Origin of the sequence: Streptomyces sp. NPDC021225, assembly GCF_044332865.1 — a bacterium.
Taxonomy (GTDB): domain Bacteria; phylum Actinomycetota; class Actinomycetes; order Streptomycetales; family Streptomycetaceae; genus Streptomyces.
Window position 1 is genome coordinate 20,911 of the sequence record NZ_JBIRPV010000003.1, and the last position, 14,591, is coordinate 35,501.

Genomic DNA, 14,591 nt, shown 5'->3' on the forward strand with positions numbered 1-14,591 from the left:
TGCCTTCAGTGGGAGGGGCGCGGACGTGCGTCGGAGAGCACGCCGAGCTCGTTGTCGATGAAGTCGAGGATTTCGGCGGCGGTGGCGGACGCCAGCTTGTCCGCGGCGTCGAGCGTGGAGCCGTTGCCGTTGCCGTTGTGCGGAGTGTCCTGTGCGCTGTTCGGGGTGTCGGGAGCGAGCTGCTGCTCGATACGCCGGGCCAGCGCCTCCGGCGTGGGGTGCCGGAAGATGACGGCGGCGGGCAGCCGCAGCCCGCTGGCCGCCACCAGCCGGTCGCGCAGCTCGACGGCGGTCATCGAGTCGAAGCCCAGCTCCTTGAACGACGAGTCGCCGCGCACGGCCTTGGGGTCGCTCTGCCCGAGCACCGCGGCGGCGTGGTCGCGCACCAGCTCCAGGACGGCGCGGCGCCGTTCGGCGGGCCCGAGGCCGGCCAGCCGGCTCGCCAAGTCGGCGGTGCGGCCCGGGGCCGCGGCCACCGGCCGGACCGGTGCCCGGCCACCCGCGCTCGCGGCGAGTGCGCGCAGCGCGGCCGGCAGCTCGTGGGCCGGACGGGCGGCGAGGGCCCGGACCCGGATGTCGGCCACCACCAGCCCGGGGCGGTCGGCGTGGCAGGCGGCCCGGAACAGCGCCGCCCCGCGGTCCGCGCCGAGCACCCCCGCCCAGCGCCCGCCGGAGCCAGCCCCGGAACCCGCCCCGGAGCCGGCATCGGCGCCTATGGCAGCGGCCCACGGCCCGAACGCCACCGCGAGGCCGGGCAGCCCGGCCCGGCGCCGCGCCGCCATCACGGCGTCGCAGAACGCATCGGCCGCGGCCCGTTCGGGCGACACCGGACCGCCCCAGGTCGCGGCGGCGTCCGACAGGGTGACAAACCGGACCGACGGCAGTCCGGCGGTGGCCCGTTGCAACGCCGTCACCGCCCCGGCCACCGCGGCCCACCCTCGTACCGTGTCACCCGCCGACTCGACGGCGACCGGCTCGATGGCGGACGACAGCCCCGCGACGTGGACGACGCCGGTCAGTGGATGGGCCGGCTCGACCCGCGCCACCACCCGTTCCAGCGCGGCGGCGTTGAGCGGGTCGACCGTGACCACGCGCACCCGCGCGCCCCACCGCTCCTCACCGCTCCCGCCGTCGTCCGTACTCTCCGCGCCGCCGAAGCGGACCAGTAGCAGCTGCCGGACGCCCTCGGCGCGGGCCAGATGCTCGGCGACAGCCTCGGCGAGCGGGCTTCCGGCGTCCGTGACGAGGACCGTGCCCTCCGCGTCGAACGCCCCGTCGCCCGGGGCCGCGGCGGAGCGCGCCAGGTGTGGCGCGAGCAGTGTGTCCCCGCGCAGCGCGACCCTCGGCTCGTCGAGCGCGGCCACCCGCGCCACGGCCGCCGGACCCGCCTTGGCGCCGATGCCGGTGTCGGTGTCGGTGTCGATGAGCAGGAAGCGGCCGGGGTGTTCGGCCTGGACACCGCTCGCGTACCCCCAGGCCGCCGCCGCGGCCGGGTCCACCGGATCGCCCTCGGAGCCGTCGGGCGCCACCGCGCCCCGGGTGAGCACCGCGAGCCGGCTGACCGCCAGCCGCGGCTCGGCACACCAGCCGCGCAGCAGCGCCGCGACGCCCCGTACGGCGGACAGCGCCGCCTCGTCCGGCGCGGCCCCGGGGTGAGCGGCCGGTGTGCGCCACAGCACCAAGGACGGCGCGGGCGCTCCGGCGTCCAGCGCGGCCAGCAGCGCCGGAAGGTCCGCGTACCGATCGGCGTTCGCGTCGGCCGACTCCGTCTCCGACTCCGACTCCGTCAGCGCCTCGCCCAACACGGCCACCCGCCCCGTGTCGTCCTCGGCGCCGGAGGGCTCCGCGGGGGCCACCGCGGTCCAGTCGACGGCGAAGAGACCACCCGCGGCGGCCCCGCTCGCCTCGCGTATCTGCCGTACGCCACGCGGGCGCAGCACCACCGACTCGATGCTCAGCACGGGCGCCCCGGCCGGGTCGGACACCTCAATCCGCAGCTCGCGTTCTTCGTCTGCTTCGTCCAACGGCGACAGCCGGACCCGCGCGGCGCGCGCCCCGGTCGCCCACAGCCGGACCCCGCTCCACGCGAACGGCAGCCATACCCGGGCCTCAGCGTCGTCGGGGGCGGTCAGCAGCGCGGGCTGCAACGCGGCGTCCAGCAGCACCGGGTGGATGCCGAACCCGGCCGTGTCCTCACCACCTTCACCGTTGTCACCGCTATCACCGGCATCGTCGGGCAGCGCCACGTCGGCGACCAGGTCGGCGCCGTCCCGCCACAGCGCCCGTACGCCGCGCAGTGCGGGCCCGTAGCCGTAGCCGCGCCGCTCGGCCCGCTCGTACAGCTCCGCCGGATCCAGGGCCTCGGCGCCCGCGGGCGGCCACGGGACGACCGGCGTTCCGGCCGCCGCCGGGCCGGACCGGCCCCCGGGGACCAGCGACCCCACCGCGTGACACGTCCATTCCCCACCGGTGCCGACACCGCCACCGGCGTCGGCGGGCCGGGACGAGATCCGTATCCCACGGCGGCCGGACCCGTCCGGCGCCGCGATCGCGACCTGCGCCAACACGCCCCCGGGCGCACCCGACAGCTCCAGCGGCGCACGCAGCAGCAGCTCCTCCAGCGACGCCCCGCCCGCCTCGTCGGCGGCCAGCAGCGCCCAGTCGACCAGGACCGCGCCGGGCACCAGCCCGACACCCGCCACGGTGTGGCTGTTGAGCCAGGCCGTGTCGTCGGGCAGCCGCCCGTTGAGCACCAGGCCGCCGTCGGCCAGTTCGACCGCCGAGGACAGCAGCGGGTGTCCGGCCGGGCGGGTCCCGGCCCCGGCGGCGAGCCGCTCGCGACGGCCCTGGTCCGGCGTCAGCCAGTAACGCCGCCGCTGGAACGGATAGGTGGGCAGCTCGACCGTACGCGGCCTGTGGCCCTCGCCATCGGCGAACCAGCGGCTCCAGTCGACCGCGAGTCCCGCCGCGAAGCCGTCCCCCAGCGCCCGCGCCACCTGATCCGGGCCGCCCTGGTCCCGGCGCAGCGTGGGCACGGTGGCCGCCGCGACATCGGCCTCCTCGAAGCACTCCCGTAGCGCGGGAATCAGCACCGGGTGGGGGCTGACCTCGATGAACACGCGGTATCCGGCGTCCAGCAGGGTGTCGATCGCCGGGGCGAACCGCACCGGCTGCCGCAGGTTGGTGAACCAGTAGTCGGCGTCCAGCTCCTCCGTCGCCTGCCGGGCGGCGGTGACGGCGGAGTAGAAGGCGGCGCCCGAGGCGCGCGGGGCGAGGTCGGCCAGGTCGGCGCGGATCGTGTCGGCGAGCAGGTCGACCTGTGGGCCGTGCGAGGCGTAGTCCACGTCGATCGTCCGGGCCCGGTGGCCGGCCGCCTCACACGCGGCCACCACCGCGGCGACCTGGTCGGCGGGCCCCGACACCACCGTGGAGTACGGCCCGTTGAACACCGCCACCGTCACCTCGGCGGCCGCCGCGCCCCGGTCCGCGAGGAAGCGCTCGGCCTCCTCGGCGCTCAGCGCGACCGAGGCCATGGTGCCGTGGCCGGCGAGCGCCCGCAGGGCCCGGGAGCGGAGCGCCACCACCCGGGCGCCGTCCCGCAGGGACAGGCCCCCGGCGACGCAGGCGGCGGCGATCTCGCCCTGCGAGTGTCCGACCACCGCGGCGGGCGTCACGCCGAAGCTCTCCCAGACAGCGGCGAGCGACACCATCACCGCCCACAGGCAGGGCTGGAGGACATCGACCCGGGACGGCTCCGGCGCCCCCGGCGCGCCGCGCAGCACGGCGGTGAGCGACCAGTCGACGAACTCGCCGAGCGCCGCCTCGCACTCGGCGACGCGCGCGGCGAAGACGGGGGAGGAGTCAAGCAGTTCCACGCCCATGCCGCGCCACTGCGAACCCTGCCCGGGGAACACCATGACCGGGCCTGGCGCGGCCCCCGCGGAGACGGCGACGGCCGGCGGTCCGTCCGCCACCGCCCGCAGTGCGGACAGCAGCTCGTCCCGGTCCGCGCCGCTGACCACGGCGCGGTGCCGGTCCGCCGACCGCGTGGTGGCAAGCGACCACCCCACGTCCACCGGGGAGGGCGAGGCGCCGTCGGACACCCACTCGGCCAGGCGCCCGGCCTGGGCGCGCAGCGCCTCGGCGGTACGCGCGGACAGCACCCAGGGCACCACGCCACCCTCGGAAGAGGTCTCCGTAGCGGGCGATCCAGGCTGCTCAGGGGCTTGTTCGAGGATGAGGTGGGCGTTGGTGCCGGAGATGCCGAAGGAGGAGACGGCGGCGCGGCGCGGTCGGTCGGTGTCGGGCCACTGGGCGGCCTCGGTGAGAAGGCGGACGTTTCCGGTGGCCCAGTCGACGTGCGGGCTGGGCGCGTCGACATGCAGGGTGGCGGGCAGTCGGCCGTGGCGCAGGGCCATCACCATCTTGATGACGCCCGCGACACCCGCCGCCGCCTGGGTGTGGCCAAGGTTGGACTTGATGGACCCGAGCCACAGGGGCCGGTCCTCGGGGCGGTTCTGTCCGTAGGTGGCGAGGAGGGCCTGGGCCTCGATCGGGTCGCCCAGAGTGGTGCCCGTGCCGTGGGCCTCGACCGCGTCCACGTCCGCCGGGTCCACCCCGGCCGTGGCCAGGGCCTGCCGGATGACGCGCTGCTGCGAGGGGCCGTTGGGGGCGGAGAGGCCGTTGCTCGCGCCGTCCTGGTTCACCGCCGAGCCACGGATGACGGCGAGCACCTGGTGGCCGTTGCGGCGGGCGTCGGAGAGGCGTTCCAGCAGGACGAGCCCGGCACCCTCGCTCCAGCCGGTGCCGTCGGCGGCGGCGGCGAACGGCTTGCACCGCCCGTCCGGGGCCAGGCCGCGCTGCCGGGAGAAGGAGGTGAACATGCCGGGCGTGGCCATCACCGTGGCCCCGCCCGCGAGCGCCAGGTCGCACTCGCCCTGCCGCAGCGCATGCGCGGCGAGGTGCATTGCCACCAGCGACGACGAACACGCCGTGTCCACCGTGAGCGCCGGTCCCTCCAGGCCGAGGGTGTAGGCCACCCGGCCGGAGGCCACGCTCGGTGTGGAGCCGGTCAGCAGATGCCCGTCGATCTCGGCGGTGGCCTCGTGCAGCCGTGGCCCGTAGTCCACGGCCGTCGCCCCCACGAAGACGCCGGTCGCGCTGGAGCCCAGCGAGGTCGGCGGAATGCCGGCCCGTTCCAGCAGCTCCCAGGAGAGTTCGAGCAGGATGCGCTGCTGCGGATCCATGGCCAGCGCCTCGCGCGGGCTGATCCCGAAGAACTCTGCGTCGAAGTCCCCCGCGTCGTGGAGAAAGCCGCCCCGGCCCGTCGCGCTGCCGCCGCTGCCGCCGCTGCTGTCCGGGTTTCGGCCGAACAGGTCGGCCAGGTCCCAGCCCCGGTCGCCCGGGAACTCACCCACGGCGTCGGTGCCTTCGTCCACCAGCCGCCACAGCGCCTCGCCGGAGTCGGCCCCGCCCGGGTAGCGGCAGCTGACGGCCACTACGGCGATAGGGTCGTCGGCCGTGGCCGACCGGCGCGTCGGGGCGGGGGCGGTGGCCGGCCGCCCGTCGCGGGCCGCGCGCAGCCAGGCGGCCACGGCGTTCGGCGTGGGGTGGTCGAAGGTGAGGGTGGCGGGCAGGGGGATCCGCGTGGCCGTGCTGAGGCGTTCGCTCAGCTCCGTGGCGGCCAGCGAGTCGAAGCCGAGCTGTTTGAAGGTCAGGCTCGGGTCGATGCCGTCGGGGCTGTCGTGTCCCAGCACCAGGGCCGCGTGCGTACGGACGAGGGCCAGCGGCTCGCCGGGGGAGCCTCCATTGTCGGCGGAGGTGGCGGCCGGGGTGGCGGCCGGGGCGGCGGCCGGGCCCGATGACAAGGCCGGAGCTGCCCGCCGCCCGTCCGCGGCCTCGTCCAGGGCGTCGTTCAAGGCGTCGTCGGGCCAGTGGCGTTCGCGCTGGAAGGCGTAGGTCGGCAGGGGCACCCGCCGGGGCTCGTGCCCGGCGAAGCCCGCCGCCCAGTCGACGGCCACGCCTCGTACGTGCGCCTGTGCCATCGCCGCCACGAAGCTGTGCGCCTCCGGCCGTTCGCGGCGCTGCACCGCCACCGCCGCCGGGCGGGGCGCGTCGCCCGCCCAGGCCGTGGCGCTCTCCCGCGCCATGCCCGTCAGCGAGGCGTCGGGGCCGAGTTCCAGGAAGGTGGTGACCCCCGCGTCGCACAGGTGCCGCACACCGGAGTCGAACCGCACGGCCTGCCGGGCGTGGTCGGCCCAGTAGTCGGGCGAGCGCAGCTGGGCGTCGGTGGCCGGCCGGCCGGTCACGTTCGACACGACGGGGATGGCGGGCGCGGCGAAGGCGAGCCCGGCCGCGACCGCGCGCAGCTCCCCGAGCACGCCGTCCAGGTGCGGGGAGTGGAACGCGTGGCTGACCTTCAGCACGGTGGCCTTGCGGCCCTGCTCCCGCCACGCGGCGGTGGCCGCCACCACGGCGTCGCGGTCGCCGGAGACCACCACGGAGGCGGGTGCGTTGACGGCCGCGAGGCCCACCCGTCCGCCGTGTGCCTCCAGCGCGTGCCCGGCCTCCTCGGCGGTCGCCTGCCAGGCGGCCATCGCCCCCGGGATGGCGACCGACTGCATGAGGCGGCCCCGGGTCGCCACCAGCGCGCAGGCGTCGGGCAGCGAGAACACCCCGGCCACGTGCGCGGCCGTGATCTCGCCGACCGAGTGGCCCATCAGATGGTCGGGCGTGAGGCCCCACGACGTCACCAGGCGGTAGAGGGCCACCTCGAACGCGAACAGCGCGGGCTGGGTGTACTCGGTCCGGTCCAGCGGAGCCTCGGCACCCGGCCTCGCCTCGGCGAACATGACGTCCAGCAGCGGGGTGTCGAGCCAGGCGTCCAGATGCGCGCATACTTCGCGCAGCGCGGCGTCGAAGACCGGGTACGCCGCGCAGAGCTCGTGGCCCATGCCGGGGCGCTGGCTGCCCTGGCCGCTGAACAGGAACGCGACCCGGCCGCCGCCCGCGCGGCCACGGAACACCCCCGTCGCGTCTGCCCCGGCGGCCAGCGCGTCGAGACGACCGAGGAGTTCACCGCCGTCGGTGCCCGTGCCCGTGCCCGTGCCCAGGACGACGGCCCGGTGGGGGAACGCCGTCCGCGTCGTGGCGAGCGCGTGGCCGACGTCCACCGGGTGCAGCCCGGGGTGTGCGCGCAGGTGTTCGCGCAGCGCGGCGGCCTGGGCCGGCAGGGCTTCCGCGCTCGCCGCCGAGACGACCCACGGCGTGACGGGCGGGGCGGGGCGCGCGGACGCGTCCCCGGGCGGTGGCGGCGTCGGCCGCGCCGATGCCGTGGCCGTGGCGGGCGGCTCGGCCAGGACGACATGGCAGTTGGTGCCGCCCATGCCGAAGGAGCTGACCCCGGCGGTGAGCCGCCGCCGCTCGTCCGGCCAGGGCCCGAGCTCGGTCTGGACGCGCAGGCCGAGCTCGTCCAGCGGGATGTCCGGGTTGGGGGTGGCGAAGTTGAGACTCGGCGGAAGCCGCCGGTGATGGATGCTCAGGGCCGTCTTCAGCAGCCCCGCGATGCCCGCGGCGGCCTCCAGGTGGCCCACGTTGGTCTTGACCGAGCCGACCCGCAGTGGGGTGTCCGCCGGGCGCCGCCCGCGGAGCGCGGCGCCGAGCGCGGCGGCCTCGATCGGGTCGCCGACGGGTGTGCCGGTGCCGTGGAGTTCGACGTACTGCGGTTCGGCGGGCGCCACTCCGGCCGCCTGCCACGCCTGCCGCACCACATCCGTCTGCGCCTCGGCGCTCGGCCGGGTCAGCCCGTCGGTGGCGCCGTCGTTGTTGACGGCGCTGCCCTCGATCACGCAGTACACCGGGTCGCCGTCCCTGACGGCCGCGGCCAGCGGTTTGAGGAGCAGCATGCCGCCGCCCTCGCCGCGTACGAAGCCGTTGGCGCGCGCGTCGAAGGTGTAGCAGCGGCCGTCCGGTGAGAGGCCCTGGAACTGGGCCTCGGCCACCCGCATGCTCTCCTCGGCGAGGATCAGGTTCACCCCGCCGGCCAGCGCCAGATCGGCCTCCCCCCGGCGCAGGCTCTCGCAGGCCAGGTGCACGGCGACCAGCCCGGAGGACTGCGCCGCGTCCACCGTGAGACTCGGGCCGCGCAGGCCCAGGCGGTGGGAGATCCGGTTGGCGATGATGCCGCGGTGCAGACCCGTCATCGTGTGACGGGTGATGTCATGGGGCCGGTGCCGGTGGAGGAGCGTGGCGTAGTCGTCCCAGATGGCGCCGGTGAACACGGCGGTGCGGCCGTCCGCCAGGGTGTCGGGGCCGAAACCGGCGTCCTCCATGGCCTCCCAGGCCAGTTCGAGCATCAGCCGCTGCTGTGGATCCATCGCCACGGCCTCGCGCGGCGAGATGCCGAAGAACCGCGCGTCGAAGGTGTCGACGCGCTCCAGGAGCCCGGCGAAGTACGGCGCGGAGCCGGGCCGCGCGGGCAGGCGGCCGGCCGGTACGGGAACGACGGCGCTCCCACCCGTGCGCAGCAGATCCCAGAACGCCTCCGGGTCGGGGGCGTTCGGCAGTCGACAGGCCAGGCCCACGATCGCGACGGGAGACTTCGCCTGCGGTGAGCGGGTCGGGCTGCTCCCGGCCATGAAACCCCCATACCTGAATTGCAAAACCGCTGGTTATGGCTCGCGACATGCCCCGAACGGTGTTCATTCTGGGAATCCGGCCTAAAGTTGATCTAACCGAAAGCACTCCGGGCGGGTTGACAACGGGGTTGACCGCGCCGGGGTAAAGATCGCGTCGATGATCTGCCGCACCGGGGCCCGACACCCGGTGATCGTGGCCCGAGCAACCGGGGCGGCGACGGTCACCGGTCGATGAATCGCCGTATATGCCCATTTGGTTGTCGGTAGATCGACCCTCACACTGTCGCGCCGTGCGCCGTTAGGATGCGGCGATGCTGCTTTCTCTGCGAGCTCTGTTGCCGATTGTTCCGCCGTCAGCGCCAATCGGCGTCCCCGGCGCCGGCCGCAGTGGTGCACGATGATTCAGCGCACCCGCCGATCGCAAAGCGTCCGTCGATCTTCATAGCCGAGAAGCCCACTCTCACCCGACGCCAATATCGAACTGGGGGCAATGTTGTATCCGCGTGTAAAGTGCAGACGTGGCTTCGCTCTGGCTAAGCTGTCCACGGCGTGGGTAAGACGTCACCACTGAGGTCCGAAGCGCTACCATAAAGGCTTCGGGCCGTCTTGTGTATGGTCGACAGGTTCGAACATAAAATCGGGGTGAATTTCGAATGCTGACCAAATTCGAACGCAATGGTGAGTGCCCCAGGGCCGGCATGGCGCCGACCACGGTGGGGGGTCGCGCGTCATGAGGTACGAGATACTCTGCCCGCTGCGCGTCGTGGACGGCACGTCCACGACCTCGCTCAGCGCCCGGAAGATCGAGGTGCTGCTGGCCGCTCTGCTGGTGCGTGCGGACGACGTGGTGAGCAGTGAGGATCTCGTGAAGGAGATCTGGGGTACTCGCGCACCGCGTCAAGCCGTGGCCACGCTCCACGTCTACGTGTCCCAGCTCCGCAAGTTCCTCAGGCGCTCCGCCGACCGGACCGAGAGCCCCATCGTGACCGCTCGCAGCGGCTATGTGCTGCGTCTCGGCGCGGACGAACTGGACTTCCACGTCTTCCAGGACCTGGTGCGCCAGGGCCGGTCCGCGCGGCAGGCCGGGCGCACCCAGGAGGCGTGCGAGGCGTACGAGGAGGGGCTCGACCTCTGGCGCGGCCCGGTGCTCGAGGACCTGCGTGACGGGGCCATCGTCAACGGCTTCGTGTGCTGGGCCGAGCAGGCCCGGCTGGAATGTGTCGAGTCGTTCGTGGACGCCGGCCTGGAAATCGGCCGCCACCGTGAATTCGTCAGCTATCTCTATGCGCGGATCGAGGAGCTTCCGCTGCACGAGGCGTTCTACCGGCAGCTCATGCTGGCGCTCTACCGTTCGGGGTGCAGAGCGGACGCCCTGAGCGTCTATCAGTCGGCGCGGACGGTCCTGGGGGAGGAACTCGGGCTGGAGCCGTCCGCCACTCTCAAGCGGCTGCATCACGCCGTGCTCGTCGATGCGCCGGAGCTCGAAGCCGCCTAGCCGGCGAAGTGGTGCGGAGTAGCGCCCAGGTAAATTCAGTGCCGACCGAGTGCAGGGGGAAATTCAGTGCGGTACGAGATTTTAGGACCTCTCCACGTCGTCGATGAAAAGGGCAGTTCACTGCTCAGAGCGCAGAAACTCGCCACGGTTCTCGCGGTTCTGCTGATCCGCTCGGATCAGGTTGTCGTGGCGGATCAGCTCACGAGGGAGATCTGGGGCGAGCTGCCCCCGCGGCGGACCACCGCGAGCATCTACGTCTGCATTTCGCGGCTCCGCAAGTTCCTGAGCCGGCCCGGCCAGCCGGATCCCATCGTCACGCGTCCCGGTGGATATATGCTGCGCCGGGCGTCGAGCGAATGTGATTTCGATGTCTTCCAGCGTTTGGTCGCGGACGGCCGCAAGTGCCTCAGGGGCGGGGAGCCCGCGGCGGCGGCCACCCGCTTCGAACAGGCCCTGGCGCTGTGGCGGGGCCCGGCGTTCGGCAATGTCCAGCCGGGACCGATCATGGCGGGCTTCCTCAAGCGGCTGGCCGAGATGCGCATCGAGTGCGCGGAGATGTCCGCGGAGGCCCAGCTCGAACTGGGCCGCCACCGGGAGCTGGTCGGCCGGCTGCGGTCCCTCGTCGACGAGTTCCCGCTCCGGGAGACGTTCTACGGCCAGCTGATGCTGGCCCTCTACCGCTCCGACCGGAAGTCCGAGGCGCTCGGCATATACGAGTCCGCCCGGCGCGTCCTCGACCGCGAGCTGGGGCTCGAACCCGGGCGGAAGCTCAGAGAGCTCCGCCACACCGTGCTCGCCTCGACCTGACGGAGCGGGCCGACGGTGACCCGGGCCCCGGCCCCGTCCGTCCGTCTGTCGGTCCGTCTGTCCGGCCGGCCCGAACTCGCCGGGGGCCTCCCGCGCACGGCGCGGGCGAGCCCACCGGCGATGATTCCGGGCCCCGGGTCATTCGGCGACGTAGGTCCGGCGAATCCACTCGAAGACCCGCAGGTGCTGCCCCTGGTGCTCCTCGAACCGAGCTGTGGGCCGGAAGTGTTCGTAGGCGTTGCCGACGAGGAGCTTCAAGGTCGAGTCGGTGTCGTGGACATACCGCGCGCACGACTGATCGGTCAGCTGCGTGGGACCCCCGCGCAGGATGGCATTGGGTGCGGATGCGGACATAAGCGACTGCATTCCCTTCGCTATACATTTCAAGAGAAGGTTGGCATGAGGTGAAAGCGCGCCGATGTGTGACAAACCCCTTGTTCACAAAGGTCTTGTGGGGGCCCGACTTGGGTGAGATGGCAGATCGCCCCGACCTGCTCCCCCGGACCCGCTGCGCCTGGTCCAGCGTAGACGCGCAGGGTCATGCGGTGTGAGGGTCGTTCGACCGACAAAACGACGACGAAACGACCGACAAAGAGGTTCCCCCCTCACGGATCGTGAGGTTCCCGCCATCGCCGTGTCACACAGACGGTCGCCGAGGATGGATGACCCATGCCGCTTCCCTCACTTCCGCTCCGCGTCCAGCTGCCGGGCCTGAGGCGCTTACCCGAGTCATCCGGGCCCTGGGCGCGCGAATACGTCGCGTTCAACCGGCAGTTGGCGCTCTACGGCCGCGCCGGGGTGATGAGCGCCTGCGCGGTGCTGGCCGTGGTGGGCATGCCGGCGGGGAAGATGCCGGTCGCGGCGGCGATCGCGTCCGCCGCGTTCGCCTGGAGCTGGATCCACCTGTGGCTCGCCAACGCCTCGACGTTACGGCCGGGGCGGCTGCTCGCCCTCGACCTGGCGGTCATGACCGCGCTGTGTCTCAGCCAGTGGCTCACCGTCCCCGACGCGCCGACCGGCCACGGCAGCACCTGGATCCTGGTGTCCCTCAACTTCACGGCCGTGGCCTACCAGCTCATGCAGCCGCCCCTCGTCGCGATTCTGGCGACGCTCTGGCTGTGCTGCGCGGACCTGGCGGGCGCCGCGCTGCACCCGCGCCAGGAGTTGACCGACGTCGCGTACAGCCTGGGCTGGGTGCTGGTGAACATCGTCCTGGCCCAGGCCGTGGTCCGACTGGTGTTCGGCGAGAGCCGGACGGCCGACGAGGCCGCCGACCGGGCCGCGCGGGCGCGCCGGCAGGGCGAGGCGGCGGAGGCCCGGTGCGCGGCGGAGCGGGAACACCTGGCCGCGCTCCACGACACCGCCTGCGCGACCCTGCTGATCGCCTCGGCGCCATGGGCGTCGATGCGGCCGGAGACGCTGCGCGCCCAGGCCGCGAGCGACCTCGTCCGACTGCGCACCGAGCAGTCCGCCGCGGGGGAGGTGGACCTGACCGTCGAGCTGGCCGCCGAGATCGCCGCGCATCCCCTCCGGGCCACCACGCTGTTCGACCCGGATCTCGGCACGGTCTGGCGCCCCGCCGCGGCGGCGCTGCGCGGCGGCCTCGGCGAGGCGCTGCGCAACGTGGAGCGCTACGCGGGGGTGGGCGCCGTGCGGGTCACGGCGGTGCGCACCCGCCACACCGTGGTCGTGACCATCACGGACAGCGGGGTGGGGTTCGACACCGGGCGCGTTCCCGCCCAGCGGATCGGGATCCAGCGTTCCATCCGCGGGCGGATGGCGAGCGTGGGGGGCCGCGGCACCGTGGAGTCCCGGCCGGGGTGCGGCACGACGGTACGTCTGGAGTGGCCGCGTGCCTGAGGACCTGCGTCAGCTGATCACCCGTCACCAGCTCCGCGGCATCCGCGCCGGGGCACTGGTCATCCTGGTCACCCTCCACTTCGCACTCGCGCTGCCCGGCCTCCTGAGCAGCCTGGAGGAGTACCGGCACCCCTGGGTCCCTGTGACCGCCTACGGACTGCTCACCGTGATCCTCGGCGGCAGCGTCCTCCTCGGCCTCGACGGGCGCCCCTGGCCGCGCGGCTGGGTGCCGACGGCGCTGGCCGGCGCCTTCGCTGCCTCGGTGGCCGCCACCACCCAGGTGCCGGCGAGCCAGTACTTCGTCGGCGCCTCCCACTGGTCCTTCACCCTCGTGGGCTGGTTCGCCGTCGTCCTGCTCGGCCACCGGGGACCCATGGCGTTCGGCGCCTTCATCGGCTGCCATCTGGCCGTCAACACCGCCCAGTTGCTGACGGCCGACGTCCCCTCGCGGCCCATCGCCGCGGGCATGGCCGCGAGCGCCCTGTCCGCCTGCTGCTTCCAGATGACCATCGCCGCCGGCGCGAAGCTGCTGCTCAACAGCAGCACCGCCATCGGGGAGGCCCTCCAGGTGCAGGAGCGGGTGCGCACCCGCATCGCCGTCGCCACCCAGATCCAGACGGACCAGCGCCGGCGCTACGCCGAGCTGAACGCGACCGTGCTGCCCCTGCTCACCGGCCTCGCCAACGGCTCCCTGGACCCACGGGACGACGAGGTGCGGCGGGCCTGCGCGCTGGAAGCCGCCCGGCTGAGGCGGCTGTTCGCGGAGAGCGACTGTACGTTCGACCCGCTGGTCCACGAGATGCGGGCCTGTATCGACGTCGCCGAGCGCAACGGGACCACCGTGCAGCTCGCCGTCCGCGGCGACCCCCTCGAACTGCCGCTGCCGCTGCGCCGCGCGCTCCTGGACCCGGTCATCGCCGCACTGGCCGCCGCCCGGCAGACGGCGCGCGTCACCGTGGTGCGCGGCGAGAATCAGGTACGCGTGGGCGTGGTGGTGGACGCGCTGCGGGATCGGCTGCCCGAGCCGGCCGCGAGCGGGATCCGGGTGCGCACGGTCCGCGCGGAGGACCGTCTCCTCGTGGAGGCCGCGTGCCGGATCACAGCTCGTCCAGCGCGATCAGACCGTCCTGAACCGCCCTGGCCACCAGCTTGGCCTTCGTGGTCGCCGGGCGGCCGGCGTTCGCGTACTTGATCCGCACCCGGTCCAGATAGGTGTTCACCGTGCGCTCCGAGATCCCCAGGCTCTTGGCCACCATGGCCTTCGACTCGGACTGGAACCACTCCACCAGCACCTCCACCTCCCGCACGGACAGCACCGGGCGGCTCTGCCGGGTGTCGCTGCCGAACGCGCCGGCCAGCGACGGGGGTGTGTAGGGGATGTCCGCGGCGGCGGCCTGGATCGCCTTGACCAGGTGCCGCTGCCCCTCCGCCTTGGTGATGTAGGTGGCCGAACCCAGGTCCATGCAGGTCAACGCCGCCTCCTGGCTGTCCCGCATCGTGTAGACGACGACCTTGCGCTCCTGCGCGACCAGCACCTGCAACTCCTCGTACGCGGGTCGCCCGTTCTGCAACAGCAGGTCCATGACCACGACGTCCGCGCCCCGGCCCGGACCGCAGAGGGCCACCGAAAGCTCCGACCCCTCGGCCACCACCTTGATCGGCACATGGGCGGCGGCACACCAGGCCGCGATGCCCGCGCGTACCACGGGGTGATCATCGACCAACACGACGCTGAGGGCCATCCCTAACTCCACGCCCACCTACCTATTCGTGACGAACCTGTATAAGGAGTA

Annotated in this window: 7 protein-coding genes; 4 read left to right on the forward strand and 3 right to left on the reverse strand. The window is 73.5% G+C overall.

Going from position 1 to position 14,591, the window contains the following annotated elements:
- Nucleotides 1–5: 5 nt before the first annotated feature.
- Complete coding sequence (locus tag ACH4S9_RS13745; RefSeq protein ID WP_398371881.1) at nt 6–8,636, reverse strand: type I polyketide synthase; 8,631 nt, start codon at nt 8,634–8,636, stop codon at nt 6–8.
- Between the two features lie 730 nt (nt 8,637–9,366).
- Between ACH4S9_RS13745 and ACH4S9_RS13750 the strand changes: the two genes are divergently transcribed.
- A complete protein-coding gene (locus tag ACH4S9_RS13750; RefSeq protein WP_311725236.1) occupies nt 9,367–10,131 on the forward strand; it encodes an AfsR/SARP family transcriptional regulator in 765 nt (254 codons plus the stop codon).
- Nucleotides 10,132–10,197: 66 nt separating this feature from the next.
- Nucleotides 10,198–10,938, forward strand: a complete 741-nt coding sequence (locus ACH4S9_RS13755; protein WP_311725237.1) for an AfsR/SARP family transcriptional regulator — start codon at nt 10,198–10,200, stop codon at nt 10,936–10,938.
- 138 nt (nt 10,939–11,076) lie between these two features.
- On the opposite strand, the gene ACH4S9_RS13760 is transcribed toward ACH4S9_RS13755, so the two are convergent.
- The gene (locus tag ACH4S9_RS13760; RefSeq protein WP_311725238.1) at nt 11,077–11,292 is read right to left on the reverse strand and encodes a DUF5988 family protein; all 216 of its coding nucleotides are present in this window, start codon (nt 11,290–11,292) and stop codon (nt 11,077–11,079) included.
- 315 nt (nt 11,293–11,607) lie between these two features.
- Here ACH4S9_RS13760 and ACH4S9_RS13765 point away from each other — a divergent pair, with 315 nt between their 5' ends.
- Together ACH4S9_RS13765 and ACH4S9_RS13770 are read left to right on the forward strand one after the other, a co-directional pair.
- Nucleotides 11,608–12,798 carry a sensor histidine kinase gene (locus ACH4S9_RS13765; protein ID WP_398371885.1) on the forward strand — a complete coding sequence of 397 codons (1,191 nt, stop codon included), beginning with the start codon at nt 11,608–11,610 and terminating at the stop codon, nt 12,796–12,798.
- Nucleotides 12,791–13,990: a hypothetical protein gene (locus tag ACH4S9_RS13770; RefSeq protein WP_311725240.1), complete on the forward strand. Its 1,200-nt coding sequence runs from the start codon at nt 12,791–12,793 to the stop codon at nt 13,988–13,990. Before ACH4S9_RS13765 ends, ACH4S9_RS13770 begins: the two co-directional genes overlap by 8 nt.
- Here the strand turns inward: ACH4S9_RS13770 and ACH4S9_RS13775 are convergent.
- The gene (locus ACH4S9_RS13775) at nt 13,896–14,540 is read right to left on the reverse strand and encodes a response regulator transcription factor (RefSeq protein ID WP_311725241.1); all 645 of its coding nucleotides are present in this window, start codon (nt 14,538–14,540) and stop codon (nt 13,896–13,898) included. The two genes, ACH4S9_RS13770 and ACH4S9_RS13775, sit on opposite strands and share 95 nt — an antisense overlap.
- Between the last annotated feature and the right edge of the window lie 51 nt (nt 14,541–14,591).